The organism is Mycolicibacter sp. MU0102 (assembly GCF_963378105.1).
Lineage (GTDB): Bacteria > Actinomycetota > Actinomycetes > Mycobacteriales > Mycobacteriaceae > Mycobacterium > Mycobacterium holstebronense.
The window spans coordinates 1,677,205-1,702,960 of record NZ_OY726398.1; the positions used below are offsets into that span (position 1 = coordinate 1,677,205).

General features: G+C 68.0%; 26 protein-coding genes, 1 tRNA gene and 1 pseudogene. 16 read left to right on the forward strand and 12 right to left on the reverse strand.

The genetic code is table 11. The features are described 5' to 3' along the window. Positions 1–46 precede the first annotated feature (46 nt). The 7 genes from RCP37_RS07800 (at position 47) to RCP37_RS07830 (ending at position 7,001) form a co-directional block, all read left to right on the forward strand. The gene (locus tag RCP37_RS07800; protein ID WP_064888265.1) at positions 47–1,099 is read left to right on the forward strand and encodes a PhoH family protein; all 1,053 of its coding nucleotides are present in this window, start codon (positions 47–49) and stop codon (positions 1,097–1,099) included. Continuing rightward, positions 1,096–1,632, forward strand: a complete 537-nt coding sequence (gene ybeY, locus RCP37_RS07805) for an rRNA maturation RNase YbeY (RefSeq protein ID WP_308486338.1) — start codon at positions 1,096–1,098, stop codon at positions 1,630–1,632. The genes RCP37_RS07800 and ybeY overlap by 4 nt, the downstream gene beginning before the upstream one ends. Continuing rightward, entirely contained in the window at positions 1,629–2,924 is a 1,296-nt protein-coding gene (locus RCP37_RS07810) for a hemolysin family protein (protein WP_224976165.1), read from the forward strand. The genes ybeY and RCP37_RS07810 overlap by 4 nt, the downstream gene beginning before the upstream one ends. Positions 2,925–3,017: 93 nt before the next feature. After that, positions 3,018–3,926, forward strand: a complete 909-nt coding sequence (gene era / locus RCP37_RS07815) for a GTPase Era (RefSeq protein WP_308486339.1) — start codon at positions 3,018–3,020, stop codon at positions 3,924–3,926. Between the two features lie 85 nt (positions 3,927–4,011). Then, the gene (locus RCP37_RS07820) at positions 4,012–4,686 is read left to right on the forward strand and encodes a DUF5642 family protein (RefSeq protein ID WP_308486340.1); all 675 of its coding nucleotides are present in this window, start codon (positions 4,012–4,014) and stop codon (positions 4,684–4,686) included. Positions 4,687–4,689: 3 nt separating this feature from the next. Further along, positions 4,690–5,547 (forward strand): SDR family oxidoreductase, encoded by an 858-nt coding sequence (locus RCP37_RS07825; RefSeq protein WP_308486341.1) that lies wholly within the window; start codon positions 4,690–4,692, stop codon positions 5,545–5,547. Further along, positions 5,544–7,001 (forward strand): flavin-containing monooxygenase, encoded by a 1,458-nt coding sequence (locus RCP37_RS07830; protein WP_308486342.1) that lies wholly within the window; start codon positions 5,544–5,546, stop codon positions 6,999–7,001. The genes RCP37_RS07825 and RCP37_RS07830 overlap by 4 nt, the downstream gene beginning before the upstream one ends. Before the next feature lie 61 nt (positions 7,002–7,062). Here RCP37_RS07830 and RCP37_RS07835 read toward each other — a convergent pair whose 3' ends face one another. The 3 genes from RCP37_RS07835 to RCP37_RS07845 all read right to left on the reverse strand — a co-directional run bounded on the left by RCP37_RS07835 (position 7,063) and on the right by RCP37_RS07845 (position 9,853). Next, positions 7,063–7,929, reverse strand: a complete 867-nt coding sequence (locus tag RCP37_RS07835) for a sulfurtransferase (RefSeq protein WP_308486343.1) — start codon at positions 7,927–7,929, stop codon at positions 7,063–7,065. A gap of 14 nt (positions 7,930–7,943) precedes the next feature. Next, on the reverse strand, positions 7,944–8,282 hold the full coding sequence (locus tag RCP37_RS07840) for a hemophore-related protein (protein ID WP_308486344.1): 339 nt from the start codon (positions 8,280–8,282) through the stop codon (positions 7,944–7,946). Between the two features lie 122 nt (positions 8,283–8,404). Next, positions 8,405–9,853, reverse strand: a complete 1,449-nt coding sequence (locus RCP37_RS07845) for an amidase (RefSeq protein ID WP_308486345.1) — start codon at positions 9,851–9,853, stop codon at positions 8,405–8,407. 74 nt (positions 9,854–9,927) lie between these two features. Here RCP37_RS07845 and recO point away from each other — a divergent pair, with 74 nt between their 5' ends. The 5 genes from recO to RCP37_RS07870 all read left to right on the forward strand — a co-directional run bounded on the left by recO (position 9,928) and on the right by RCP37_RS07870 (position 14,078). Then, the gene (recO, locus tag RCP37_RS07850) at positions 9,928–10,731 is read left to right on the forward strand and encodes a DNA repair protein RecO (protein WP_308486346.1); all 804 of its coding nucleotides are present in this window, start codon (positions 9,928–9,930) and stop codon (positions 10,729–10,731) included. Between the two features lie 109 nt (positions 10,732–10,840). After that, complete coding sequence (locus tag RCP37_RS07855; protein ID WP_308486347.1) at positions 10,841–11,365, forward strand: hypothetical protein; 525 nt, start codon at positions 10,841–10,843, stop codon at positions 11,363–11,365. A 133-nt stretch (positions 11,366–11,498) separates the two neighbouring features. Then, entirely contained in the window at positions 11,499–12,719 is a 1,221-nt protein-coding gene (locus RCP37_RS07860) for a class I SAM-dependent methyltransferase (protein ID WP_308486348.1), read from the forward strand. A gap of 82 nt (positions 12,720–12,801) precedes the next feature. Continuing rightward, positions 12,802–13,689 carry a decaprenyl diphosphate synthase gene (locus RCP37_RS07865; RefSeq protein ID WP_308486349.1) on the forward strand — a complete coding sequence of 296 codons (888 nt, stop codon included), beginning with the start codon at positions 12,802–12,804 and terminating at the stop codon, positions 13,687–13,689. Further along, entirely contained in the window at positions 13,689–14,078 is a 390-nt protein-coding gene (locus RCP37_RS07870; protein ID WP_308486350.1) for a hypothetical protein, read from the forward strand. Before RCP37_RS07865 ends, RCP37_RS07870 begins: the two co-directional genes overlap by 1 nt. Positions 14,079–14,090: 12 nt before the next feature. On the opposite strand, the gene RCP37_RS07875 is transcribed toward RCP37_RS07870, so the two are convergent. Next, positions 14,091–14,483 (reverse strand): Fur family transcriptional regulator, encoded by a 393-nt coding sequence (locus RCP37_RS07875; protein WP_308486351.1) that lies wholly within the window; start codon positions 14,481–14,483, stop codon positions 14,091–14,093. After that, complete coding sequence (locus RCP37_RS07880) at positions 14,480–14,836, reverse strand: ArsR/SmtB family transcription factor (RefSeq protein ID WP_308486352.1); 357 nt, start codon at positions 14,834–14,836, stop codon at positions 14,480–14,482. The genes RCP37_RS07875 and RCP37_RS07880 overlap by 4 nt, the downstream gene beginning before the upstream one ends. Positions 14,837–14,998: 162 nt before the next feature. On the opposite strand from RCP37_RS07880, the gene RCP37_RS07885 reads away from it, so the two are divergent. Further along, positions 14,999–16,381: a glycine--tRNA ligase gene (locus RCP37_RS07885; RefSeq protein WP_308486353.1), complete on the forward strand. Its 1,383-nt coding sequence runs from the start codon at positions 14,999–15,001 to the stop codon at positions 16,379–16,381. A gap of 7 nt (positions 16,382–16,388) precedes the next feature. On the opposite strand, the gene RCP37_RS07890 is transcribed toward RCP37_RS07885, so the two are convergent. Both RCP37_RS07890 and RCP37_RS07895 read right to left on the reverse strand, forming a co-directional pair. Then, entirely contained in the window at positions 16,389–17,138 is a 750-nt protein-coding gene (locus RCP37_RS07890) for a hypothetical protein (RefSeq protein ID WP_308486354.1), read from the reverse strand. A gap of 5 nt (positions 17,139–17,143) precedes the next feature. Then, positions 17,144–19,152 (reverse strand): annotated as a pseudogene (locus RCP37_RS07895) (TPM domain-containing protein). A 133-nt stretch (positions 19,153–19,285) separates the two neighbouring features. Between RCP37_RS07895 and RCP37_RS07900 the strand changes: the two are divergent. Continuing rightward, on the forward strand, positions 19,286–20,539 hold the full coding sequence (locus RCP37_RS07900) for a deoxyguanosinetriphosphate triphosphohydrolase (protein WP_308486355.1): 1,254 nt from the start codon (positions 19,286–19,288) through the stop codon (positions 20,537–20,539). 9 nt (positions 20,540–20,548) lie between these two features. Here the strand turns inward: RCP37_RS07900 and RCP37_RS07905 are convergent, their stop codons facing one another. Then, positions 20,549–21,316, reverse strand: a complete 768-nt coding sequence (locus tag RCP37_RS07905) for a sensor domain-containing protein (RefSeq protein ID WP_308486356.1) — start codon at positions 21,314–21,316, stop codon at positions 20,549–20,551. Between the two features lie 93 nt (positions 21,317–21,409). Between RCP37_RS07905 and dnaG the strand changes: the two genes are divergently transcribed. Beyond that, the gene (gene dnaG / locus RCP37_RS07910) at positions 21,410–23,347 is read left to right on the forward strand and encodes a DNA primase (RefSeq protein ID WP_308486357.1); all 1,938 of its coding nucleotides are present in this window, start codon (positions 21,410–21,412) and stop codon (positions 23,345–23,347) included. Positions 23,348–23,473: 126 nt separating this feature from the next. Here the strand turns inward: dnaG and RCP37_RS07915 are convergent, their stop codons facing one another. From RCP37_RS07915 to RCP37_RS07925, 3 genes are all read right to left on the reverse strand, one after another. After that, positions 23,474–23,842, reverse strand: a complete 369-nt coding sequence (locus RCP37_RS07915; protein ID WP_308486358.1) for a nuclear transport factor 2 family protein — start codon at positions 23,840–23,842, stop codon at positions 23,474–23,476. 81 nt (positions 23,843–23,923) lie between these two features. Continuing rightward, positions 23,924–24,742, reverse strand: coding sequence for a helix-turn-helix domain-containing protein (locus RCP37_RS07920; protein ID WP_465270686.1), 819 nt, complete (start codon positions 24,740–24,742; stop codon positions 23,924–23,926). A gap of 103 nt (positions 24,743–24,845) precedes the next feature. Continuing rightward, positions 24,846–25,094: a hypothetical protein gene (locus RCP37_RS07925; protein ID WP_308486359.1), complete on the reverse strand. Its 249-nt coding sequence runs from the start codon at positions 25,092–25,094 to the stop codon at positions 24,846–24,848. Between the two features lie 134 nt (positions 25,095–25,228). Here RCP37_RS07925 and RCP37_RS07930 point away from each other — a divergent pair. Further along, positions 25,229–25,304, forward strand: a tRNA-Asn gene (locus tag RCP37_RS07930). A 15-nt stretch (positions 25,305–25,319) separates the two neighbouring features. Here the strand turns inward: RCP37_RS07930 and RCP37_RS07935 are convergent. After that, positions 25,320–25,715, reverse strand: coding sequence for a hypothetical protein (locus RCP37_RS07935; protein WP_224976188.1), 396 nt, complete (start codon positions 25,713–25,715; stop codon positions 25,320–25,322). Positions 25,716–25,756: the final 41 nt, after the last annotated feature.

Consider the following 25,756-nt stretch of genomic DNA (forward strand, 5'->3'; position numbering starts at 1 on the left):
CCGTACCCACGGCACAAACCCCCAGGAAGCAGGCATCGGAAACCCCGTGACGCCCCGCGATACCCCCGCTGCCGGGCCGGCCTCGCAGGTTCGCAGCAGCGTCGATATTCCACCCGACCTGGTCGTGGGCCTGCTGGGTTCTGCAGATGAGAACCTGCGCGCCATTGAACGCTTGTTGAGTGCCGACCTGCACGTGCGCGGCAACGCTGTCACCATCTCCGGAGCGCCGGCCGATGTCGCCCTGGCCGAGCGGGTGCTCTCCGAGCTGGTGGCGATCGTGGCCGGCGGGCAGTCCCTGACGCCCGAAACGGTGCGCCACAGCGTCGGGATGCTGGTGGGCACCGGCAACGAGTCGCCCGCCGAAGTCCTCAGCCTCGACATCCTGTCGCGGCGCGGCAAGACCATCCGGCCCAAAACGCTCAACCAGAAGCGCTACGTCGACGCCATCGACGCCCACACCATCGTGTTCGGCATCGGCCCGGCCGGTACCGGCAAGACGTACCTGGCGATGGCCAAGGCGGTCAAAGCACTGCAGACCAAACAGGTGACCCGCATCATCCTGACCCGTCCGGCGGTGGAAGCCGGTGAGCGGCTGGGGTTTTTGCCCGGCACGCTGAGCGAGAAGATCGACCCGTATCTGCGCCCGCTGTATGACGCGTTGCACGACATGATGGACCCGGAGCTGATTCCCAAGCTGATGAGTTCCGGTGTCATCGAGGTGGCGCCGCTGGCCTACATGCGCGGCCGGACGCTCAATGACGCATTCATCATTCTCGACGAGGCGCAGAACACCACCGCCGAACAGATGAAGATGTTCCTCACCCGGCTGGGCTTCGGCGCCAAGATCGTGGTCACCGGTGACGTCACCCAGATCGACCTGCCCGGCGGGGCGAGGTCCGGACTGCGGGCCGCGGTGGACATCCTCGACGACATCGACGACATCTACGTCGCCGAACTCACCAGCGTCGACGTCGTCCGGCACCGGCTGGTGTCGGAGATCGTCGACGCCTACTCACGCCACGAATCCGAACAGGTCCAGCCCGGGCTGGCCATGAACCGGGCGTCCCGGCGCGCCTCGCAAGGTAGGTCACGCCGATGAGCATTGAGGTCTCCAACGAATCCGGCCTCGACGTCTCCGAAGTCGAACTGATCAGCGTCGCCAAGTTCGTGTTGGCCAAGATGGACGTCAATCCCGGTGCCGAGCTGTCGATGGTGCTGCTGGACACCGCCGCGATGGCCGACCTGCACATGCGCTGGATGGACCTGCCCGGGCCCACCGACGTCATGAGTTTCCCGATGGACGAGCTGGAGCCCGGCGGCCGCCCGGATGCTCCCGAACCCGGCCCATCGATGCTCGGCGACATCGCACTGTGCCCGGAGTTCGCCGCTGAACAGGCTGCGGCGGCCGGCCATTCGCTGGGCCAGGAACTGGCGCTGCTGACCGTGCACGGCGTGCTGCACCTGCTCGGCTACGACCACGCCGAGCCGGATGAAGAAAAAGAGATGTTCGCGTTGCAGCGCCGCCTGCTCGAGGAGTGGGTCGCCGACCAGGTGGAGACCTACCGGGCCGAGAACCAGAGCGAGAAAGACCGCCGGCTGCTGGACAAGACCAGGTACTTCGACGAACCGTGACCGGAACACCGCTGCTACTCGGCGTGATTGCGCTGATCGGTCTGGGCGGGTTGTTCGCGGCAATCGACGCCGCGGTCAATACCGTCTCGCCGGCGCGGGTCGAGGAGCTGGTGCGAGCGAAGCGACCCGGTGCGGTCTGGCTGGTCAAGCTGATGGCCGAACGTCCGCGCTACATCAACCTGGTGGTGTTGTTGCGCATCACCTGCGAGGTCACCGCGACCGCGCTGCTGGTGCATCTGCTCAGCGCCGTGCTCGGCCTGGACTGGGGCCTGCTCGCGGCCGCGGCGGCCATGGTGGTGGTCAGCTTCGTGGTGATCGGGGTGGGACCGCGGACCCTGGGCCGGCAGAACGCCTATTCGATCGCGCTGGCCGCAGCGCTGCCGCTGCAAGTCCTGTCGGTGCTGCTCGCCCCGATCAGCCGCGTGCTGGTGGTGTTGGGTAATGCGCTGACCCCGGGGCGCGGCTTCCGCAACGGGCCGTTCGCCTCCGAAATCGAGCTGCGCGAAGTCGTCGACATGGCACAGCAGCGCGGTGTGGTGGCGGCCGACGAACGCCGGATGATCCAGTCGGTCTTCGAACTCGCCGACACCCCGGCCCGTGAGGTGATGGTGCCGCGCACCGAGATGGTGTGGATCGAGCGTGACAAATCGGCAGGCCAAGCCACGTCTCTGGCGGTGCGCAGTGGGCATTCCCGCATCCCGGTGATCGGTGAGAACGTCGACGACATCCTCGGTGTCGTCTACCTGAAAGACCTTGTCCAACAAACCTATTACTCGACCAATGGGGGGCGTGACACCACGGTGGCGCAGGTGATGCGACCGGCCGTCTTCATGCCTGACTCCAAAGCGCTCAACGCGCTGCTCGAAGACATGCAGCGCAGCCGCTATCACATGGCCCTGCTGGTCGACGAATACGGCGCGATCGCCGGACTGGTCACCATCGAGGACGTCTTGGAGGAGATCGTCGGCGAGATCGCCGACGAGTACGACCAAGGCGAAGTCGCTCCGGTGGAAGAGCTGGACGGCAACAGATTTCGGGTTTCGGCGCGGCTGCCGATCGAAGACGTCGGGGAGCTCTACGGGGTCGAGTTCGACTCCGGTCTCGACGTCGACACGGTCGGCGGGCTGCTCGCGCTGGAGCTGGGCCGCGTTCCGCTGCCCGGCGCCGAGGTAGTGTCACACGGCCTGCGCCTGCGGGCTGAGGGCAGCCGCAACAGCCGCGGCCGGGTGCGGGTCAGCACGGTGTTGGTCAGCCCGGTCGAGCCCGCCGGTGAGGAGGCCGCAGTTGAGTAGTGCCGCACCGGTCGTGCGCGCGTCGAACGTGCACGCACGACGACAATTCACCCGAAATCTCGGGCTGAGAACACGTTCGGCGAAAGGCAGCTCGTGACTGGATCGGATTCCGGGTTTCATTCCGGCTTCGTATGTTTCGTCGGCCGGCCCAATACCGGCAAGTCGACTCTCACCAATGCCCTGGTGGGCGCGAAGGTGGCGATCACCTCCAACCGCCCGCAGACCACCCGGCACACCATCCGCGGCATCGTGCACCGCGACGACTTCCAGATCATCCTGGTCGACACTCCCGGCCTGCACCGTCCCCGGACGCTGCTGGGCAAGCGGCTCAACGAGTTGGTCAAAGACACCTATTCCGAGGTCGACGTCATCGGCCTGTGCATTCCGGCCGACGAGGCCATCGGGCCGGGGGACCGCTGGATCATCGAGCAGATCCGCGTCATCGCCCCCCGAACCAAGCTGGTTGTCGTCGTCACCAAGATCGACAAGACCACCCGCGACAAGGTTGCCGCGCAACTGGTCGCGGTCGGTGAACTGGCGCCGGAAGCCGAGATCGTTCCGGTGTCGGCGGTCAGCGGCGAGCAGGTCGATGTGCTGATCAACGTGCTGGCCGCTGCGCTGCCCGTCGGGCCGGCCTTCTATCCGGACGGTGAACTGACCGACGAGCCCGAAGAGACCCTGATGGCCGAGTTCATCCGGGAAGCCGCGCTGGAGGGTGTGCGCGACGAACTGCCGCATTCACTGGCGGTGGTGATCGAGGAGGTGCGCCCGCGCGATGATCGCGAGGACCTGATCGAGGTCTATGCGCTGCTTTATGTGGAGCGCGACAGCCAGAAGGGGATCGTGATCGGCCGCGGCGGCGCCCGGCTGCGCGAGGTGGGCACGGCCGCGCGCACTCAGATCGAGAAGCTGTTGGGCACCAAGGTCTTTCTCGACCTGCGGGTCAAGGTGGCCAAGAACTGGCAGCGCGACCCCAAGCAGCTCGGGCGGCTGGGCTTCTAGAGCAGGGGCAGCCCGGCGCGCATCGCGTCCGAACCGGGGTGGCCACCGCCCGCGGCCGAGGAATCGGCATTGGTAGATTCCTTGGATGCCCGTACGCAAGTCGTTGCTTGTCTCCTCGGTCGGCCTCCTCGTGTGTGCGCAAGCACTGGCCGGTTGCGGGGGAAGCCAGAAGCCGGTCGATACCACCAAGCTGTTCAACGTCCAGTCGACGTTCGGCTCGGATTTCAAGACCCAGACCAAGGGGCCCAACGACATCGACCCGAAGATCCTCGGGCCGCAGAAGATGCCTCCCGGTGTGACGTTCGATCCCTCCGACTGCGCCGATTACGCGGCCAACACCGGCCGGCCGCCGAAGGGCATCCGGGGCAAGATGTCGATGGTCTCGATCCTGGGCAACGGCAACCAGCTGGTTGCGATCGCCATGCAGTCCGACTCGGACCTGCCGTATGACGACAAGGACGCCGAGAAGTGCAAGCACGTCTCGTTCAATGCCGGCAAGCTGACCGGCTACCTCGACGAGGTCGACGCGCCGCAGATCGACCACGCGAAGACGGTCGGTTCGCACTCGGAGATCGAGATCACCGGCAAGGACGGCCAGCAGCAGTCCCGCGAGTCCTACACCTTCACCGCTTACCTGGGCAGTGCGCTGGTGCAGGTCACCGCGAACCCGCAGCCGGTCAAGGGTCAGCCGCCGACGATGGTCGACGCCGATCGGGCACGCCAGTTGCTGGTTGACGCGGTGTCGGCGCTGCGCGACTAGCTCATGGTGACGAAGCAGTCGGTCGGCGACGCCCGGGTGCTGATCACCGGTGGGGCCCGCGGGATCGGGGCGGCCACCGCCAAGCTGCTCGCCGCCCGCGGCGCCCGCGTGTGGATCGGTGATGTCGATGAGGACGCCTGCCTGCAGACCGCCGCCCAACTCGGCGTCTGCGGTGGCCGGCTCGACGTGACCAGCGCGGCGTCCTGGCAGGACCTGCTGGCGCGGATTGAGGCGTCTGACGGCCCGCTGGACATCCTGGTCAACAACGCCGGGGTGATGCCGCTCGGAGCGTTCGAGGCCGAGACCGAACAGGTCAGGGATCTGGTCCTGGACGTCAATATCCGCGGTGTGCTGGGCGGCATGCAGGCGGTGCTGCCCGGCATGGCCCGGCGCGGCCGCGGCCACGTTGTCAATGTCGCCTCGATGGCCGGCATGATCCCGGTGCCGGGCATGGTCACCTACAACGCGAGCAAATTCGCGGCCCTGGGGGCGTCGCTGTCCGCGCGGCGCGAGTACGCCGGTACCGGTGTCGCGGTTTCGGCGGTGCTGCCTTCGGCGGTGCGGACCGAGCTGACCTCCGGCGCCCCGCTGGGCGGAGGCATGCCCACGGTCGATCCCGAGGATGTGGCTGCGGCGATCTTGGCGGTACTGCGATCCCGTGCCGCTCGCCGGTCGGTGCCCCGCTGGGTGGCTCCGGCGTGGTCGATGACCGCGTTTGTACCCGAGCGGCTGCAGAGTCTGGCCCGGCGGCTGGTCGATGATCGGCGGGCGTTGACGTCCATCGACACCGCAGCCCGCAGCGCCTACATCGAGCGGGTGGACCGCCAGGCCCGCGCCCACCATGGCGAGTCGGCCCCGTGACCGAGCGCGAGCCCCGCATCCTCATCATCGGGGCGGGCGTTGCGGGCATCACCACGGCGTACGTTCTGCGGGAGCAGGGCTTCACCGATATCACCGTGCTGGAGAAGGGCTCCGACGTCGGCGGGGTCTGGTACTGGAACCACTATCCGGGACTGCGATGTGACGTGCCCTCGCAGATCTACCAGTTCGGGTTCGCGCCCAAACCCGACTGGCGGCACGCCTGGGCCACCGGCACCGCTATTCAGCGCTATCACCGCGACGTCGTCGAGCAGCTCGGGCTGGCAGAGCTGATCCGGCTCGACACCGAGGTGACCGACGCGCAATGGGACGAGCAGCGGCACTGGATTGTCACCACCGCTGCCGGTGAAGAATTGGTCGCCGACTTCCTGATCTGCGCGACCGGCGTGCTGCACCACCCGTTCATCCCGGAGATCCCCGGGCTGGCCGACTTCGCCGGACCAGTGGTGCACACCGCCCGTTGGGATGACGAGCTTGCGACCGACGGAAAGCGAATCGCGGTGATCGGCACCGGTTCCACCGGTGTGCAGGTGGTCTCCGCCCTGCAGCCCGACGCCGCATCGATCGACCACTACGTGCGTTCGGCGCAGTGGATCCTGTGGGCACCCATGTCGCTTCGGCAGGTGCCCGGCGTCGCCGCGGTACTGGCACGCTTGCCGAAGTTGCATCGCACGCTGTACCGGCTGATGGCGTTCGGCGGATCCCGAGTGCTGACCGACGTCACCACTCGGCCCAGCTGGCGACGCCGGGCAGTGCAGGCCTACGCCCGGGCCTGCCTGCGAATCCAGGTGCGCGACAAAACGTTACGGGCCAAGCTCCAACCGGACTATGAGCCGTTGTGCAAACGCCAGGTGGTGTCGGGAAGCTACTACCGGGCCATCCGCGCCGATAACGCCGAGCTGGTCACCGACGACATCGCCGAAGTCACCCCGAACGGCATCCGCACCGCCGACGGCACCCACCGCGACGCCGACGTCATCGTGCTGGCCACCGGCTTCCACGCGCACAACTACATGCGCCCCATGCGGTTGCACGGCCGGGACGGGATCAGCATCGACGACGCCTGGGCGAAGGGCCCGCGGGCCTATCAGATGACCGCGATTCCCGGATTCCCGAACCTGTTCACGGTGTTGGGGCCCAATTCGCCCACCGGGTCGATCTCACTGCAGTACACCTCGGAGCTGACCGCGCGCTACATCGCGCAGTGGCTGGCGAAGTTCCGGGCCGGCGAGCTGACCACCGTCGAGGTCACCGATCAGGCCACCACCCGGTTCAACGATGATGTCGCGATCGCCATGGGCCCGACAGTGTGGAACACCGGCTGCAACTCCTGGTACCTCACCGAGGGCGGCAACGTGGATCTGTGGCCGTTCGACCGCACGACGATGAAAGCGATGCTGGGCAGCCCCGATCCGGCGGCCTTCCACCTCAGCTGACCCAGCAACCTCAGCTGACCCAGCCACCTCAGCTGACTCAGCCACCTGGGCTGATCGGCCCTCAGCCGTCGCCGCGTGCCACTGGCCGGGACGAATCCGCACTCCATTGCGACCATGACCCCGGGAACATGGCCGCCGAGCGGCCGCCGGCGGCCAGTGCCGCGACGATCACCGTGGCACTGATCCCCGAACCGCAGTAGGCGCCCACCGTGTCGTCTGCACCGACACCGCGGTCGGCCAACAGTCCGGCGATCGCGTCGTCGGGCAGGAAGGCCCCGTCGGCGTCCAGCAGGGCGGTAAACGGCAAGTTCTTGGCGCCCGGGATGTGACCGGCGACCGCATCGAGAGGCTCCGCTTCGCCGCGGAACCGATCGGGGCCACGGGCGTCGAGTAACGTCACCGAGCCCGTGCGGGCTCCGTCGCCGGCCTCGTCGGCAGTCAGCGTAGGCCGCAGGCCCTCATAGAGGTCTTCGGGCAGCAGGGTGACGTTGCCAGGCTCGGGGGAGACCTCCCCGGTCTCCAACGCGCCGCCGGCCTTTGCCCAGGCCGGCAGGCCGCCGTCGAGAATGCGGACGTGCGCCACCCCGGAGGTGGTCAGCAACCACCACAACCGTGCGGATGCGGCCCGATTCCAGTCGTCGTAGACGACTACCGGCCGATCACGCCGCACGCCCCATCGGCGGGCGGCGGCTTCCAGATTGCGGCCGGTCGGCAGAGGATGGCGGCCCCGGCCGGGCACGGTGTGGTCGGACAACTCGTCTTCGAGAGAGACGTACACCGCGCCCGGCAGGTGCCCGCGACGATATGCCTGATGCCCGTCCGGAGCTTCCAGGCTCCAGCGGACATCGAGGATGGTGACCGGATCACCGGCCCGCAGGAGCTCGGTGAGCTCTGCGGCGGTGATCAGGACCTTGCTGCGCGGACCCACCGCGGGGATTCCGCTCAGTAGTTGTTGCAGGAGTTGGCGACCGAAGTGATGGTGCCGACGTACTGCTGAGCCTCCGGCATGGCCTGGACCATGCCGGCCAGCTGCTGGCGCTTGGCCGGCGGCGCGTTCAGGAACATCTGCAGCATGCCGGGCCCGTTCGGGTTGGCGTCGAACTCGGCGGCTGCGGAGGGGTTCTCGGCGACCAGCGCTGCATGCACCTGCGAGTAGCTGCAGGTGGTGTTGATGATCGGGCCGAGGTCAGGGCTCGCGGATGCGAACCCGGCCCCGGCGGAGAGCGACAGAGTCAGGCTGCCAGCTGCGACAGCGAACCTGGTCAACGACAGAGAGGCCATTTTGCGGACGCCTTTCACCAATGCACCTTTACGGGGATATGAAGACCTAAGTCAAGACTGGCCAAGCTTAGCCGACCACCACGCAACCCGCTGAAGTCGCAGCTAGCGGCGATCTGGGGTGCCTACGAGCCGTGGCCGGGCTCGGTGCGCCACCACGGTGTGGGTTGCCGGGCCGCCCAGCCATTGATGCCCTCGAGCTCAGCGGCCAGCGAGACCAACAAGCCGTCGCTGTTGGCCGGCCCCATCAACTGCACTCCGATCGGCAGCCCCTCGGAGGTGAACCCGGCCGGCACGCTGATCGACGGCCAGCCCAGCACGTTCCACGGCCAGGTCGCCGGGCAGGCCGCGATCATGGTGCGGTCGGTCTCCCAGCTGCCCAGGTCGTCGAACGCGTTCACCAAGGGTGGCGGCTGGGCAGTGGTGGGCGCCAGCACCACGTCGACGATGCGGAAGATCGAGCCCACCCGACGCCGATCCTGCGCCTCGTGGGTGCGGGCTTTGCGCAGCACGGCCTGCGACAGCAGCCGGCCGGTGCGCATGTTGGCCAAGGTCCGCGGGTCGAGGTTGACACCGCCGCCGAGTCTGTTGGCGGCGGCCCACACTCCGGCGGTGGACCGGGACAGGAAATTCCACGACAGTCGCAGCCCATAGTCGGGGTTCCCCGGGACCACGGTGTGCCCGAGCAGCCGCAGCTGCTCGGCGGTGCGGTCGAGCGCGGCCCTGATCTCCGGATCCAGTCGAGCCGGGAACCCGGTGTAGGGGAACCGGGTCGACAGCGCGATACGCAGTTGTCCCGGCGCGCTCCGCACATAGTCGGAGACCTTCATCGGCGGCGGTTTGTGCAGGTCCCCTTCGGCGTTGCCGGAGACCGCGTCCAACACCAGCGCGGCGTCCTCGACGGTGCGGGCCAGTACTCCGTTGACGGTGAGCCCGTTGAACGCCTCCGGCAGCGGCCAGGTGGAGATGCGGCCGCGCTGGGGCTTGATGCCGACCAGATGCGTCCACGCGGCGGGGATGCGCACGCTACCGGCGCCATCGGATCCGATGGCGGCGGCGACCAGGCCCGCGGCCACCGCGGCGGCGCTGCCTCCCGACGAGCCGCCTGGGGTATGCCGGCGCGACCAGGGATTGCGGGTGTGGCCGAACCCGGGGCCGCTGGTGAACGGCCACTGGCCCAACTCGCAGGTATTGGTTTTGCCGACGATCACCGCGCCGGCGGCCCGCAGGCGGCGCACCACCTCGGCGTCGTGGCCGGCGGGCTCGACGTAGCCGGCGGCGCCGAACGCGGTGACCACCCCCGCGATGTCGGTGTCGTCTTTGACCGCGATCGGGATGCCCAGTAGTGGGGCGCGGTGCCCCGCGGCCCGACGCCGGTCGGCTTCAGCGGCGCTGACCAGCGCCGACTCGGTGAACACCACCCGGAAGGCGTTCAGGGTGGACTGGCTGGCGTCGATAGCGTGTAGCGCCCGACGCACCAGGTCGACAGAGGTCGCCTCGCCGCTGGCCAGCTGGTAGAGCTGCTCGGTGAGGGTGGGGAAGCGGGTGCCGGACGGCGCGGGCGGGTGGGTCATCGGTGATGAGAGTATCGGCGTGCCGTACCGGTGGGTGTCGTCGAAACACCGCCTCGCGATGCGAAACTGGTCCGATGCGGCTGTACCGGGACCGGGCGGTGGTGCTGCGCCAGCACAAGCTCGGCGAAGCCGACCGGATCGTCACTTTGCTCACCCGCGACCACGGGCTGGTCCGCGCGGTGGCCAAGGGGGTGCGTCGTACCCGCAGCAAGTTCGGTGCCCGGCTGGAGCCGTTCGCCCACATCGACGTTCAGCTGCACCCCGGCCGCAATCTCGACATCGTCACTCAGGTGGTGTCGGTGGACGCGTTCGCCTCCGACATCGTCAGCGACTACGGCCGCTACACCTGCGCCTGCGTCATATTGGAGACCGCGGAACGCCTGGCCGGTGCCGAGCGAGCCCCGGCGACGGCGTTGCACCGGCTCACCGTTGGGGCGCTGCGCGCGGTGGCCGACGGTCAGCGCGCCCGTGAACTGGTACTGGACGCCTATCTGCTGCGTGCCATGTCGGTGGCCGGGTGGGCGCCGGCACTGACCGAGTGCGCTCGTTGCGCCACCCCCGGTCCGCATCGGGCATTTCATGTCGCGGCCGGCGGCAGCGTCTGCGGGCACTGCCGCCCGGCTGGGTCAACCACCCCGCCGATGGGTGTGCTGGATCTGATGGCGGCATTGCACGACGGCGACTGGGAGACCGCTGAGGTTTCCACGGCGGCGCATCGCAGCCATGCCAGCGGATTGGTGGCCGCACATCTGCAGTGGCACCTGGAGCGACGGCTGCGGACACTGCCGTTGGTGGAGCGGGTTCAGCAGCGGCCGGCCGGGCGCGACGTCGGGGCTGAGGCGCAGGTTCAACCCCAGGCCACCGGCAGCGACGGCTGATCCGCCGCACCGACCTGGGGATTGTGTCTGTTTCGGTGGACGAGGCGGGTGTCGGCGGTAGGCTGATGCGACTTCACGATCCCTAGGTTCAATCAGGAAGGCAGGCCGAATGTTTCACGACACCGGGTGGGGGCGCTGGGCGCACAGGACGACACCGGGCTACGGAGCCGGTATCGGTGTGGCGGCCGGAGCGCTACTCGTCGTGGGAATGATCCCGGCAGTGGCTTCCTGCGCGCGGGCCTCCGAACCCGGTCCGGTTGCCGGGATTACGGCGCCGGTGCCGTCGAACGGCCCCGGCGCTGACGGTGCCGATGGCGCTGACGGTGCCAACGGAGCTGACGGCGCCCCCGGAGCTGACGGTGCCCCCGGCGCCGGTGGCCTGGGCGGTCAGGGCGGCCAGGGCGGTAAAGGTGGCCAAGGCGGCAAGGGCGGCCAGGGCGGCAAGGGTGGTGCCGGTGGCCAAGGCGGCGTAGGAGGCCGCGGCGGGAACGGCGGTGCCGGTGGTGCCGGTGGTGCAGGTGGCCAACCCGGCCTGGGCGGTGCCGGCGGCGCCGGCGGAGCGGCCGGACCCGGTGGAACACCGGGCCAGCCGGGCCAGCCCGGGCAGCCCGGGCAGCCTGGCCACGCTCACTGAGCCGGCTCGACACAACCGTTCCACCCACCGGGCGGCGTGCTCCGATGTGAGCCACGCCGCACCGGCCAAAACTGCTCCCGCTAAAGTCTGATCCGATCCAGCGGGGGGCAATTCGACAAGGAGCCACAAAGAAGTGACCGAGAATCCACGTGCAGACGTCGTCTCCCGGCAGTACGAGCGGTGGACCTACCCGCCGCCCATCAACGACCTGCAGGCATGGTCGGCCAACAACTGGGAGTGGTTCGACCCGAGCCACGCGCACCGGGTGCTGTGGCCGGATCGTGAGTACCGCCCTGACCTCGACATCCTGATCGCGGGGTGCGGCACCAACCAGGCGGCGGTCTTCGCCTACAACAACCCGCAGGCGCGGGTGGTGGCCGTCGACATCAGTGCGTCGTCGTTGGGGCACCAGCAGTACCTCAAGGACAAGCACGGGCTGTGGAACCTGGAGCTGCACCAGCTGCCGATCGAGGAGCTGTCCACGCTCGGCCGTGACTTCGACCTGGCGATCTCGACGGGCGTGCTGCACCACATGGCCGACCCGAAGGTGGGCATGAAGGCGATCGCAGAGCGCCTGCGGCCCGACGGCGTCGCCGGCATCATGCTCTACGCGCGCTACGGCCGCATCGGCATCGAAATCCTGGAGACGGTCTTCCAGGACCTGGGGTTGGAGCAGAACGACGAGTCGATTCAGACCGTCCGCCAGGCCATCCGCCTACTGTCGCAGGACCACCCGGTCCAGCCGTACCTCAAGATCGCCGGCGACCTGGCCTCGGACTCGGGTCTGGTGGACACGTTCTTGCACGGTCGGGCGAAGAGCTACGACGTCGACGGCTGCATCGATCTGGCCAACTCGGCCGGCCTGGACTTCCAGGGCTGGCTGCTCAAGGCGCCGTACTACGCCCACGACGTGGCGGTGCCGTCGGCCGGCTTCTACGACAAGGTGAATGCCTTGCCGGAGGAGAAGATCTGGTCGGTGATGGAGCGCATCCACACCCTCAACGCGCGGCACTTCTTCATCGCCACGCGGCCCGAGCGGCCCAAGAGCAGCTACCAGATCGACTTCTCGACGCCCGAGAGCCTCGACTACGTGCCGCTGTTCCGCTTCAAGTGTGGCTTGAACGGCAACGAGATCTTCCGTTCGGGCTGGCGTATGCCGCTGAACCCGGCGCAGCTGCCGTTCGTTCAGAGCATCGACGGTCGTCGCAGCATTCGTCAGATCGCCGCGGACCTGGCGCAGGCCGGCGGCCCGGCGCGCGGCAGTGCGGCGGACCTGGAGAAGTTCGGTCGCAAGCTGTTCCAGTCGCTGTGGCGCCTGGACTTCGTCGCGATCGATCTGAGTGCCGGTTCCTGATCGTCGGTATGGCCGGTAAGCCGCCGCGGCGACCGCATGGTCGCCGCAGGCGGCGCCGGCCCGGTCGGGCAGGATAGGGCGCATGGTGTTGAATCGGGCCAATCGGAAGCCTGCCTTCCCACAACTGCCCGCGGCACCCGAGGACTATCCGGTGTTCCCGGACAAGTCCACCTGGCCGGTGGTGTTTCCGCAGCTGCCGTCGCCGCCGGGCGGGGGGCCGTGTCGCCCCCCACAGCACACCTCCAAGGCTGTCGCCCCTCAGATCCCCGCCGATGCGCTGCCCAACCACGTTGCCGTCGTCATGGACGGCAACGGCCGCTGGGCGACCCAGCGCGGGTTGGGTCGCACCGAGGGGCACAAGATGGGCGAGGCAGTGCTCATCGATATCACCTGCGGTGCCATCGAACTCGGCATCAAATGGCTGACGGTGTACGCGTTCTCCACCGAGAACTGGAAGCGTTCCGCTGAAGAGGTCCGCTTCCTGATGGGCTTCAACCGCGAGGTGGTGCGCCGGCGCCGGGAGAATCTCAACGCGATGGGCGTGCGGATGCGCTGGGTGGGTTCGCGGCCGAAGATGTGGCGCAGCGTGATCAAAGAATTCGAGATCGCCGAAGCCATGACCGTCGGCAACGACGTCATCACCATCAACTACTGCGTCAACTACGGTGGGCGCACCGAGATCGCCGAAGCCGCCCAGGCCATCGCCGAAGAGGCGGTGGCGGGCAAGCTGAACCCGAGCCGGATCAACGAGGCCACCATCGCGCGGCACCTGCACCGGCCCGACATGCCCGATGTGGACCTGCTGATCCGTACCTCGGGGGAGCAGCGGTCGTCGAACTTCATGCTGTGGCAGGCGGCTTACGCCGAGTACATCTTCCAAGAGAAGCTGTGGCCGGACTACGACCGCCGCGACCTGTGGGAGGCGTGCGAGCAGTACGCCTCGCGGCAGCGCAGGTTCGGAACGGCGTGATGACGGCCCTGGCCGACCGCCTCGCCACGGTGCTCGCCGAGGTGCTGGCCGTTGATGCCGAGCCAGACGGTGCGCTGACCGTCCGCCATGACGGCACACTCGCGTCGGTGCGGGTGGTGGCGATCACCGAAGGCCTCGAGTTGGTGTCGCTCACCCAGATCTTGGCGTGGGATCTGCCGCTGACCAAGAAGCTGCGTAAGCGCGCGGCGGAGCAGGCGGCGCTCAGTCAGCTCGGGACGGTCACCCTGGTCGAGAAGGATGCCGAGTCCGCAGATGTGCTGCTGCGCTACAACTTTCCCGGATCGGGCCTGACCGACGACGCGCTGTGCACGCTCGTCCTGTTGGTGCTGACCAAAGGCGTCGACATCCGGGACGTACTCAACGCCTGAGGCGTGCGGGGATCACTTCCGGCAGTCGGCGCAGGTACCGAAGATCTCGATGGTGTGCCCGACGTCGGAGTAGTCGTGCTCGGCGGCGATGCGCGCCGCCCACTCCTCGACTTCGCGGTCGCCCACCTCGACGGTGGCTCCGCAGTCCCGACACACCAGGTGGTGGTGGTGATGCTCCGAGCAGCGCCGGTATACCGATTCGCCGGTGTCGGATCGCAGCGTGTCGACCTGGCCGGCCGTGGCCATCGCCTGCAAGGTGCGATAGACGGTGGTCAGTCCGATGTTCTCGCCGCGCTCACGCAGCGCGTCGTGTAGCTCCTGGGCCGACCGGAAGTCCTCGACGGTCTCCAGCAACGCCGAGATCGCCGCCCGCTGCCGGGTGGAGCGCACGCCGGGGGCGGTCAACGGTCCTCACCGGCATGGGCCACTGCGTCGATGGCGATGTGCGCCAAGTGATGATCGGCCAGCCGGTAGAGCACTTCGCGGCCGGAACGTTCTCCGGCGACCACCCCGGCGGCCTTGAGGATCTTCAGATGCTGGCTGACCAGGGGCTGTGGGACTCCGAGCGCGTCGACCAGTTCGTGCACGCAGCGGTGCGACTCCTGCAGTTGCAGCACGATCGCGATGCGCACCGGAGCGGCCAGCGCCCGCAGCAATTCCCCGGCGGCGTCGAGGATCTCCCGCGGCGGTGTCGCGGGGAAAGCGGGACCGGTGTGTTGGTGGCCGTCGGCCACCAGACCAGACGCTGAGGAGGACACAGCATCACCTCCGCACGTGTTGGAAATCGTTTTCAGCTGGCTTCCACTGTTCCATGCGTGATGACGCATGTCAAAGAACGTCGGTGGTATCGATACGATGACTGATGTTTTGCGTGTCGGCGTTGCCGGCGCGGTCCCGTCAAGACAGGAGTGCACCCCCTCGTGGCGTCCATCATCGACACCGTTGCCAACCTGGCCAAGCGACGCGGCCTGGTCTTCCAGTCGGGCGAAATCTACGGCGGCACAAAGTCGGCGTGGGATTACGGCCCACTCGGGGTGGAGCTCAAGGAGAACATCAAGCGCCAGTGGTGGCGTTCCGTGGTGACGTCCCGCGACGACGTCGTCGGCTTGGACAGCGCGATCATCCTGCCGCGTCAGGTGTGGGTGGCCTCCGGTCACGTCGCGGTGTTCAACGACCCGCTGGTGGAGTGCCTCAACTGCCACAAGCGGCACCGGCAGGACCACATGCAGGAAGCGGTGGCACTCAAAAAGGGTGGCAACCCCGATGACGTGCCGATGAGCGAGATCTCCTGCCCGGACTGCGGTACCAAGGGCGAGTGGACCGAGCCCCGTGACTTCAACATGATGCTCAAGACCTATCTGGGCCCGATCGAGTCCGAAGAGGGCCTGCACTACCTGCGCCCCGAAACGGCACAGGGCATCTTCGTCAACTTCGCCAACGTGGTGACCACGGCACGTCGCAAGCCGCCATTCGGAATCGGCCAGATCGGCAAGAGCTTCCGCAACGAGATCACCCCCGGCAACTTCATCTTCCGGACCCGTGAGTTCGAGCAGATGGAGATGGAATTCTTCGTCGAGCCGTCCACGGCCAAGGAGTGGCACCAGTACTGGATCGACGCGCGCCTGCAGTGGTACATCGACCTGGGCATCAAGCCTGAGAACCTGCGCCTCTACGAACACCCGCTCGAGAAGCTGTCGCACTACTCCGCCGGCACCACCGACATCGAGTACAAGTTCGGTTTCACCGGCAACCCGTGGGGTGAGCTGGAAGGCATCGCCAACCGCACCAACTTCGATCTGACCACGCACTCCGAGCATTCCGGTGTGGACCTGTCGTTCTACGACCAGGCGTCCGACACCCGCTACGTGCCGTACGTGATCGAACCGGCAGCCGGCCTGACCCGCTCGCTGATGGCGTTCCTGGTCGACTCGTACCACGAGGACGAGGCCCCCAACGCCAAGGGCGGGGTGGACAAGCGCACCGTCCTGCGGCTCGACCCGCGGCTCGCGCCGGTCAAGGCCGCCGTGCTGCCGCTGAGCCGCAACGCCGACCTGTCGCCGAAGGCCCGGGACCTGGCCGCCGAGCTGCGCAAGTCCTGGAACGTGGAGTTCGACGACGCCGGCGCGGTCGGCCGGCGCTACCGGCGCCAGGACGAGATCGGCACCCCGTTCTGCATCACCGTCGACTTCGACACGCTCGAAGACCACGCCGTCACGGTGCGCGAGCGCGACACCATGTCTCAGGAGCGGGTGGCCATCGACGCGGTCTCGGACTACCTGGCGGTGCGCCTCAAGGGCTGCTGAGGCGACGTCAGTCCCCGGCGATTTCGGGGGCTGGCGGCCGGACCGGCTTGAACCAGTCGATTCGGGCGCGCCAAGACAGCACGGATGCGTAGATGAACGCGGCGGTGCTCACCCCCGCGCAGATCCAGGTGGGCAGCGTGACCGCACTGCCCAGCAGCACGCTGGTCAACTGCGCGATGATCGCTGCGATTTTGAAGACAACCCACACCAGGTAGTACTGCGCGGAAACCGTCGAACGCGGATCGTGGCGCAGGGCCAGCAATATCCGGCCGGTGAGCCCGAACAGATGCAGCGCCAGCGCGGCGACCAGCGCCCAGTACGCCGCGAACCACGCGCCGCGGGGTGCGAAGACATCCAGGTACTCGGGATGCCCTCGATCGGCGAGGCAGAACACGACGACCATCAGCGGCAGACCGAGTTTCAGCGGCGTCGTGACATGGCGACGCCCCAGCAACCGGGCTTGGTCCTGGTCGGTCAACCGCGTCGCCAGATGCTCGAACATGGCCGCGACCGCGCCGAACATGCAGAGCACGGCGAGCAGGCCCGCGACGTTCCACAACCCGGACACCCGGTGGACGAGCGGGTCGAAATGCATCGGCCCCAACGGGGACATGAGCAGTCCCGCGCAGCCGATGAGGACCAGGATGCGCGACGGGTTGGTGTCCCAGCGCGAACCCCAGGTGTGCCGGCGGACCCACAGCGCATACCCGCACGCCACCGGGGCCGCCGCCAACGCGACATCGACAGGTCCGAACATGGGGGCTAGAAGCGGCCGCCGCCGCCGAAGAAGCCCCCGCCCGAAGACGAGCCGCCGAAGGAGGTCGGACTCCAACCTCCCCTCCGCCACCGCCGAAGCCGCCGCCGCCGCTGAAGCCGCCGCCCCCACCGGAGAGGATGTTGCCGATGATGATGCCGCCCAGCATGGCGCCGGTGTCGTTGCCGCCGCGGGGGTCGTTGCCGTAACGCCCGTAGTAGGCGCGCTGCGCGTCCTGTACGTCGGCTTTGGCCAGCGACTGCGCCGCGGCGGCCAGGGTGGCCGCGCCGTTGGCCTGGGTGATGGCGCCCGCGACATCGGTGGTGCGCTTGTCGTGGGCGGCGTCGAGGCGCCGGCGTGCCTCGGCCAGCCGGGTGCGCGCCTCTGGGCCGACGCTGCCGCGACGGGTGTCGATGTAATCGGACACCGCGCGGATGCGCGACGACGCGGTGAAAAGGGCCTGCTCGAGCGTGCGGGCCAACCGCTCAGCGGCCGCGCGTTCCTCGGCCACGGTGTCCAGCAGCTGGTCCAGGTCGGCGTCGGCCTTGATCAGCGCGGTGAAGGCCCCCAGGGGATCTCCGGAGGTGCGGGCGTTGGCCACGGCCTTGACTACGACATCGCGAACAGCGAACAGCTCGGACTTATGCGTGCCCGCCCCGCCCTGCAGCAGTGCGGTGGCTTGGGCGATGCTGGCCTCGGCGTCGGCGATGGTCTCGGGCAGCGTGGCGACGGCGTGACGGATGTCGCTTGCGGCATTGTCGACCGCGTCGAGCAGGGACCGGCCCTGGCCCAGCGCCGACTCGGCGGCCCGCACCGCATCCACCAGCTCGCTCTGTCCGCCGGTCACCGGATGATCGGCCAGGCTGCGGGCCCGGGTGATGTTGCGTTCGGCGAAGGCGGCCCGGTCCTGTGCGGTCTTGACGTTGCCGGACACCGTACTGAGCGCGGTGGCGTCGAACTCGGTGTGCAGTTCGACCAGGTGCTGCTCGGAGGCCGGTATGCGCCCGGTCAGCTCGACCAGTTGCTGGGTCAGTGTGTCGAGGCGGTCGCCGGCGTTGAGCACCAGGTCACGCAACTGCTCAAACGCGGTGCGCTGGGTCTCCAGTTCGCGGTCGGCCTTCGAGGCGGTGACGATCACCCCGGTCAGCAAGTCGCGCTGTTGCGCCGGTGTCTCGGGGATGTCGTCGTCGAGCTGCTGGCGCACGGTGAAGGCGTGCTCCATAGCGAACTTGGCGGAGGAGACGGCCTGCGCGAAGGGGCGCACGCGCTCCTGGCCGAATTCTTCGAGGGCCAGCTCCAATTCGTTGGCGCTGGTGCGCACCGCGTTGTCGACCTCGACGACTTTCTCTCGCGACAAGGCGTCCAGCGCGAACACCGGCACCTCGGACAGCGCGTTGGGGTCGGTGGGGTCGACCCGCCGGGCCGCCGTCAGTGCCGCGGCGCGGCGCCGGCGCCGCAGGTGACGGACCACCAGCAGCAACACCAGGCCGGCGGCCGCCACCGCGGCCAGGGCGATCAGGATCGGCGCCCAGCTCACCTCGGTGGGTGCGGCGGCGGCATCGAGGCCGGTGGCGGCAGCGGAGGCCGCACCGGCCCAGTCGCTGCGGTGCAGGGCCGGTTCGATCTGGTTGCGCCGCAACGCGTCGACCTTGCTCGAGCTGATCTCGGAGATGCCGTTGGAAACCAGGAAGGCGTAGCTGCGGTCGGCGGTGGCCACGGCGAGCAAGGCGTCGTTGCTGCCAAGATCGCTGAGCCGCACCGTGCTGCGTCCCCAGTCCTCAGCGGTCTGCCCGGAGAACACGTCGACGTAGACCACCCACAGTCGGATGTGCCGGTCGGCGTAGAGCTTGTCGATCGCGTTCTGCACCCCGGCGCGCTCGGATTGCGAGAGCGCCCCGGCGCTGTCGGTGATCAACGTGGGCAGATGCATCGGAGGCTGCGCCGCAGCGCTGGGAGCTACCAGCAGCACTGCGAGGAGAAACGCCAGGGCGGCGCCGGCCAGGCGGGGGATGCGCATGTCGGTAAATCTATATGCGATCGGGGGTGACCGACGGAATTCTGCGACCGGCCCACTCGGTTTCGCACGGTCGGCGCCGAACTTCGGCCCGCCGTGTCGTGGTCTCCGGTCTCGTCAAAATAGACTGGCGGCAGTGGCCACAAACTTCTGCGACAGCTACGACGCGCACGACCGCGAACGCATCGTGGCGGAGCCGTCGAAAACCGCCGGCCTGCCCGGAACCGGCGGCCAGCACCGCACCGACTTTGCCCGCGACCGGGCCAGGGTGCTGCACAGTGCTGCGCTGCGCCGGCTGGCCGATAAGACTCAGGTCGTAGGCCCTCGAGACGGGGACACCCCGCGCACCCGGCTGACCCACTCGCTAGAGGTCGCGCAGATCGGGCGGGGGATGGCGATCGGATTAGGCTGCGACCCTGACCTGGTGGACCTGGCTGGGCTGGCTCACGACATCGGTCACCCGCCCTACGGGCACAACGGTGAGCAGGCGCTCAACGAAATCGCTTCGAGCTGTGGCGGATTCGAGGGAAACGCGCAGAACTTCCGCATCCTGACCAGTTTGGAGCCCAAGGTTCTGGGGCCAGACGGTGCAAGTGCGGGCCTGAATCTGAGCAGGGCGACGCTGGATGCGGTCACCAAATATCCGTGGTTCCGTCGCGCGGCGGACGGCTCGATACGGACCAAGTTCAGCTTTTACGACGACGACCGGGATGCCGCTGACTGGATGCGCCGGGGCGCGCCGGAGGGTCGCGTCTGTCTGGAGTCGCAGATCATGGACTGGGCCGACGATGTCGCCTACTCGGTGCATGACGTTGAAGACGGCGTCATTTCCGGCCGGATCGACCTGCGGGTGCTCGCAGATGCATCGACCGTGGCCGAGCTGACGCGTCTGGGTGACCCGCGTGGGGTGCACGATCTGGCCGCGGCGGCTCGCCGGCTCACCGAATTGCCGGTGGTGGCTGCGGTGGGTGATTACGACGCGACGCTGTCGGCGTCGGTGGCACTCAAACGGTTGACCAGCGAACTGGTCGGACGCTTCGCCTCGGCGGCGATCACCGCCACCCACGATGCCGCCGGCCCCGGGCCGCTGACCCGGTACCAGGCAGACCTCGAAGTGCCTGAACTGGTGCGAGCCGAAGTGGCTGTGCTGAAAACCCTTGCGGTGCAGTTCATCATATCGTCGGACCAGCACCGCAGGATTCAGGCCGCCCAGCGTGAGCAGGTGCACGAGGTCGCGCACCGGTTGCTCGCCACGGCACCGGAGAGCCTGGACCCGATCTTCGTTCCCGCGTTCAACGCCGCGGCCGACGACAACGCGCGGCTGCGGGTGATCGTCGACCAGATCGCGTCGTGCACCGAGGGGCGGCTGGAACGTCTCGTCGCGGGGTAGTGGGCGAACTCAGCTGAGCTTGGCGACCTTGCCCATCATCGCCCGCACGACATCGGTGCTGCTGGTCTGCGGGTCACCGGAACCACTGGCGTTCTCGGTTCCGGTGAAGGCGATCAGGACTCCGACGATGCAGTTGTCCTGCAGCCCGATGGCGCGGGTGTCCGGCGCCTTAGGGCTCTTGTCGAGCACGATCGATGCGGCCAGGACATCGTCGGTGACCCGCACGTCGGTGATGTGCATTTCGGTACCGGGAAGGTGCGGTGATCCGGCAGTGTCCGGGTCGGCTGCGTTGACCGGTTGCCCGTCGCAGTGCTTCCACTGCTCGGTGAACTTCTCGAACAGCTGCTGGGCGTCCGCGGCGGTGGGCAGGGCGACCACGGCCTCCTTGACGAACATCACCCGGGTGTCGAGCGGCTTGAAGCCGTCGCGGGCGGGCTCGGGGTCGATCCAGGTCTCACGCGCGTAGCTCTGGACCGGGGCGGATGCGTATACGCTGCGCTGCGCGACGTCGAGGACTCCGACGCAGTCGCCGGGGGTTGCCGAGTCGTCCATGGCTTCCAGGCCACCGTAGGACGGCGGGCCGGTGACAGTCGTGAAGGGCTGATCCAGCATCGCGGTCAGCTCGGTGCCGTTGAGCAGCACCTGCTTAACGGTTTCGCCGGTGACGCCGGCCGCACTACGCGACCGGTCGGGCAGCACCAGCCAGGTTGTCACCGCGGCCGCGGTGAGCACGGCGACGGCGACAAGGGTCAGCAACCAGACCCGTTTCGAGTTCATTCACGCCCCTGACGCAGCAGTTGACCCGTCATTAAAGCATGGGCAGTGCCGGCATCAGGGGGCTAGGCAGACGGCGCGCTCTAGACTGACCCAGTGCCAGGCCGTATCTCCGATCGCGACATCGCCGCCATCCGCGAACGTGTCCAGATCGAGGACGTCGTCGGCGACTACGTGCAGCTCAGGCGCGCCGGCGCGGACTCGCTGAAGGGTCTGTGCCCGTTCCACAACGAGAAGTCACCGTCCTTCCACGTCCGGCCCAACCACGGCCTCTTCCACTGCTTCGGTTGTGGGGAAGGCGGCGACGTCTACGCCTTCGTGCAGAAGATCGAGCACGCCAGCTTCGTCGAGGCGGTCGAGCTGCTCGCTGACCGGGTCGGCCACACCATCACCTACACCGGCGCGTCGGCCACCAACATCCAGCGCGAGCGCGGCGGCCGTAGCCGGCTGATCGCCGCCAATGCGGCGGCTGCCGAGTTCTATGCCGCGGCACTGAGTACCCCCGAGGCCGCGCCGGCGCGAAAATATCTCACCGAGCGAAACTTTGATGCCGCCGCCGCCGAGCGGTTCGGTTGCGGTTTCGCCCCGTCGGGGTGGGACGGCCTGACCAAACATCTGCTGCGCAAGGGCTTCGAGTTCAAGGAATTGGAGGCCGCGGGCCTGTCCCGGGAGGGACGCCGCGGTCCGATGGACCGATTCCACCGCCGGTTGCTGTGGCCGATCCGTTCGTCGGCGGGGGAGGTGATCGGGTTCGGCGCCCGTCGGCTGTTCGACGACGACCCGATGGAGGCCAAGTACGTCAACACCCCCGAAACCACGCTCTACAAGAAGTCCAACGTGCTGTTCGGCCTCGACCTGGCTAAACGTGACATCGCCCGCGGACACCAGGCGATCGTCGTCGAGGGCTACACCGATGTGATGGCGATGCATCTGGCGGGCGTCACCACCGCGGTCGCCTCGTGCGGTACGGCCTTCGGCGATGAGCACCTGGCGATGCTGCGCCGACTGATGATGGACGACAAGTTCTTTCGGGGTGAACTGATCTACGTCTTTGACGGCGACGCGGCGGGCCGTGCCGCCGCGGTCAAGGCGCTCGAGGGTGAGCAGCAGCTGGCCGGACAGTCATTCGTCGCGGTCGCTGCCGATGGCATGGATCCGTGCGATCTGCGCCTGGCGCACGGCGACGAGGCGTTGCGCGATCTGGTGGCACGCCGTACCCCGCTGTTCGAGTTTGCGGTGCGCACCGCCCTCACCGAGATGGACCTGGAGACGGCCGAGGGCCGGGTCGCTGCGCTGCGCCGTTGCGTGCCGATGGTCGCTGCGATCAAGGACTCGACGCTGCGCGACGAATACGCGCGCCAGTTGGCCGGCTGGGTCGGCTGGGACGACGTCGCGCAGGTGATCGGCCGGGTGCGCGCGCAGGCCAAGAACGAGACCAAGGGAGCCAAGGGCGATACCAGGGACAGCGGACCGGCCCGGGACCGTCAGGCATCTCGTGCGGCCGCCAGCCCTGCCGAACAGCCGGCGGTCGCCCGACCGAACCCGACCGATCCGACGCTGTGGCCGCAGCGTGAGGCGCTCAAAGCGGCTCTGCAGTACCCGGCGTTGGCCGGGCCGGTATTTGACACCCTGACGGTGGAGAGCTTCACCCACCCCGGTTATGCCGCGGTGCGCTCGGCGATCGATACGGCAGGGGGGACGGCCGGGGTGGCCGGCGCCGGCGGCGCGCAGTGGATCGAGACGGTGCGCGAGCAGACGCCCTCGTCACTGACCACCGCGCTGATCCACGAATTGAGTGTGGAGGCGATCCGCGTCGACGAAGACAAGCTGCCGCGGTATATCGGCGGCGTGCTGGCCCGCCTCCAAGAGGTGTGGGTGGGCCGACAGATCGCCGAGGTCAAATCCAAACTGCAGCGCATGTCACCGGTGGAGAACAGCGACGAATACCACGCGCTCTTCGGCGATCTGGTGGCCATGGAGACCTACCGCCGCAGCCTGTTGGAGCAGGCCAGCGGCGACGATCTGACCGCCTGATCGCAAGCCCGGCCGGAGGTCGGGTGCAGCGGGTCAGGCGTGATCGGCACCGCCTGACTACCTGACCCGCCGTGCGTGCGGAGCCGACCGTTGACCGGCCGTCTCCGTACGCGCGGCGGGGGATCGCTAGGCGGCAGCGGGGACCTTGTCGAAGAATCCCAGCACCTTGTGGATGCGGCCAGTCCCGTCGGTCAGGACCACGTCGAACCCGACGATCGGCGCTTCCTGGTTAGCCGGGCCGAGTTCCCAACGGAACCGGGCTTGGTCATGGTGCGCGTCGACCGGGCCGACCAGGCGGAACTCGAACCCTGGGAACTGTTCTTGTACAGCGGCAATGGTGGCGTCGATCGCCTCGGGGCCCTCGGCCACCGCCAGCGGGTCGACGAAGCTGGCGTCGGCGCTGAACAATGCGTCCACGGCTGCGCGGCGGACGGTCGGGTCGCTCTCATTCCACGCCTCGATGTAGCGCTGTGCCAAGTCCTCGAACGCTCTCATGGTGTGCCTCCTTGAGTTGACTGGCCGGACCCTTCCGGCCTGGGCATCTCCCACAATCACCGAGCAGGCCGCGGGTGTCGATTACGTCTCAGGTAGTGGTCGCGGGGCGCCCAGGTACGCGGCAGTGGCGGCGTCGGCGGGCAAGAACGACTCGATGGCGAGTTCGGACAAGGTGATGTCCACGGCGGTGCCGAACGTCGCGATCATGGCGAGGAAGGACAGCTCAGTCTCGCCGACCCGCAGCAGGAGCGGTACGTAGACGGTGCTCGGCGGGGGTGGCGTAAGCGGGTCGCCGGGATCGTCGTGCGGGTAGGCGGCCAGCTCGTCGTGCAGTGCGAGCATCTCGTCGTCGGCGCGTGCCATGGCGCTGCGGCGCAGGCCGCCGAGCACGAAGGCGCGCCACTGGGAGAGATTGCCGATGTGCGGTGCCATGCCATCGGGGTGCAGGGTCAGGCGCAGTGCGTTGAGCGGCTGCTCGGCCAGCAGAGCCGGGGAGACGACCTGTGTGAGCACGCCGACCGCGGCGTTGGCGTCGAGCACATTCCACGTCCGGTCCACCGCCAGCGCAGGGTAGGGCTCATGGGCGGCGAGCACTTCGCGTATCGCTGCCCGGGCCGAAGCCATCTCCGGTGCGGTCAGGCCGTGTTCGGGGTAGATCGGGGCGAAGCCGGCGGCCAGCAGCAGTCGGTTGCGGTCCCGCAGCGGGACGTCGAGGTGCTCGGCAATGCGAAGCACCATGTCCCGGCTCGGTTGGGAACGCCCGGTCTCGACGAAGCTGAGATGGCGGGTCGAGATGGCGGCTTCGTTGGACAGGTCGAGCTGACTGACCCGCCGATGCGTGCGCCATTGCCGCAGCATCGCACCGAACGGGACCGGGGCAGGCATTCGGGTCGTCGTCACGCGGGCAAGTCTTCCCCAGGCGCGAGGCCTCCACCATGACGTGAGAGGTAATCGACTTCATGCACGCGCCGGGGACAACAGATCCCGCTGCCGCTGCAGTGTTCTAGCGGTCGTCTTCGGGCTCGACCGGCGTGACGATCGACGTACCGTCCTCGAGTTCGGTCAGCGTCACCATCGTCGAATCGGGATGGATTCGGTCGGCGATGCTGCGCCGTCCCTTGTCGATCAGCGCCTTGGCGACCGGGCTGCTCGTCACCGCGTGATACGTGCCGACAATCTGCTCGTAGCGGCGGCGGCCGGCTTTGGTGCCCATCACGTAGCCGACCCCCATCACCACGACATACCCGATCAATGCGGCCCCTTAGAACAGTCGATGCAGTGCTTCCATCCTGCCTCACGCGGTGCAACGGGGGCCGGGTGCGACCCCCGTTGCACAGCGGTGGTTTCGGTATGCGCTAGAGTCTTGCAAGTCCGCGAGGACAGCAATCCCCTGTAGCTCAATTGGCAGAGCATTCGGCTGTTAACCGGAGGGTTGGTGGTTCGAGTCCACCCGGGGGAGCCACGTTTGAGACCGGCGTTAGTCCAGCCGGGGAATTACCGACGGACCCGTCTGCGAAGGCGGCTGCTGCGGTGCGAATATCCCAGGCACTTGCTGTGACTGCGCCCCCTGCTGCTTGGCGGCACGGGCCTGGGCGAGCGCGTTGACCAGCGGGTTGTTGGCCATCATCTCGCGGCGCTCTTCTTCGCTGAGCTCGTAGATCGCCCACGCGCCCCAGGCAGCCGGGCGCACGTACACGGTGACCATCTGGCGGCCGTTGTTGAAGACGGCGGGAACTGCCACGGCCCGGTCGGTGGCCGCGAAGGTGGCCAGCTCCTCGGTGATCCGCTCGAGATCAGCGGTTTCGTGCAGCTCATAGGTGGGCGCTTGCACGCCCTTGGTCGGGGTGGCATTCAGGGCGAGGAACCACGCCATGAGAGGTACTCCTTTGTTCGGTCTGGGGTCCAGACAGCCTA

Bases quoted from the DNA above. Each gene is read 5' to 3' on its own strand.
- RCP37_RS07865 (WP_308486349.1), top strand. From the start codon at position 12,802: ATGGTGTTGAATCGGGCCAATCGGAAGCCTGCCTTCCCACAACTGCCC.
- RCP37_RS07845 (WP_308486345.1), bottom strand. From the start codon at position 9,853: ATGACCCACCCGCCCGCGCCGTCCGGCACCCGCTTCCCCACCCTCACC.
- RCP37_RS07890 (WP_308486354.1), bottom strand. From the start codon at position 17,138: ATGTTCGGACCTGTCGATGTCGCGTTGGCGGCGGCCCCGGTGGCGTGC.
- RCP37_RS07855 (WP_308486347.1), top strand. From the start codon at position 10,841: ATGTTTCACGACACCGGGTGGGGGCGCTGGGCGCACAGGACGACACCG.
- RCP37_RS07840 (WP_308486344.1), bottom strand. From the start codon at position 8,282: ATGGCCTCTCTGTCGTTGACCAGGTTCGCTGTCGCAGCTGGCAGCCTG.
- ybeY (WP_308486338.1), top strand. From the start codon at position 1,096: ATGAGCATTGAGGTCTCCAACGAATCCGGCCTCGACGTCTCCGAAGTC.
- RCP37_RS07905 (WP_308486356.1), bottom strand. From the start codon at position 21,316: ATGAACTCGAAACGGGTCTGGTTGCTGACCCTTGTCGCCGTCGCCGTG.
- recO (WP_308486346.1), top strand. From the start codon at position 9,928: ATGCGGCTGTACCGGGACCGGGCGGTGGTGCTGCGCCAGCACAAGCTC.
- RCP37_RS07935 (WP_224976188.1), bottom strand. From the start codon at position 25,715: ATGGCGTGGTTCCTCGCCCTGAATGCCACCCCGACCAAGGGCGTGCAA.
- RCP37_RS07825 (WP_308486341.1), top strand. From the start codon at position 4,690: ATGGTGACGAAGCAGTCGGTCGGCGACGCCCGGGTGCTGATCACCGGT.
- RCP37_RS07870 (WP_308486350.1), top strand. From the start codon at position 13,689: ATGACGGCCCTGGCCGACCGCCTCGCCACGGTGCTCGCCGAGGTGCTG.
- RCP37_RS07820 (WP_308486340.1), top strand. From the start codon at position 4,012: ATGCCCGTACGCAAGTCGTTGCTTGTCTCCTCGGTCGGCCTCCTCGTG.
- RCP37_RS07915 (WP_308486358.1), bottom strand. From the start codon at position 23,842: ATGAGAGCGTTCGAGGACTTGGCACAGCGCTACATCGAGGCGTGGAAT.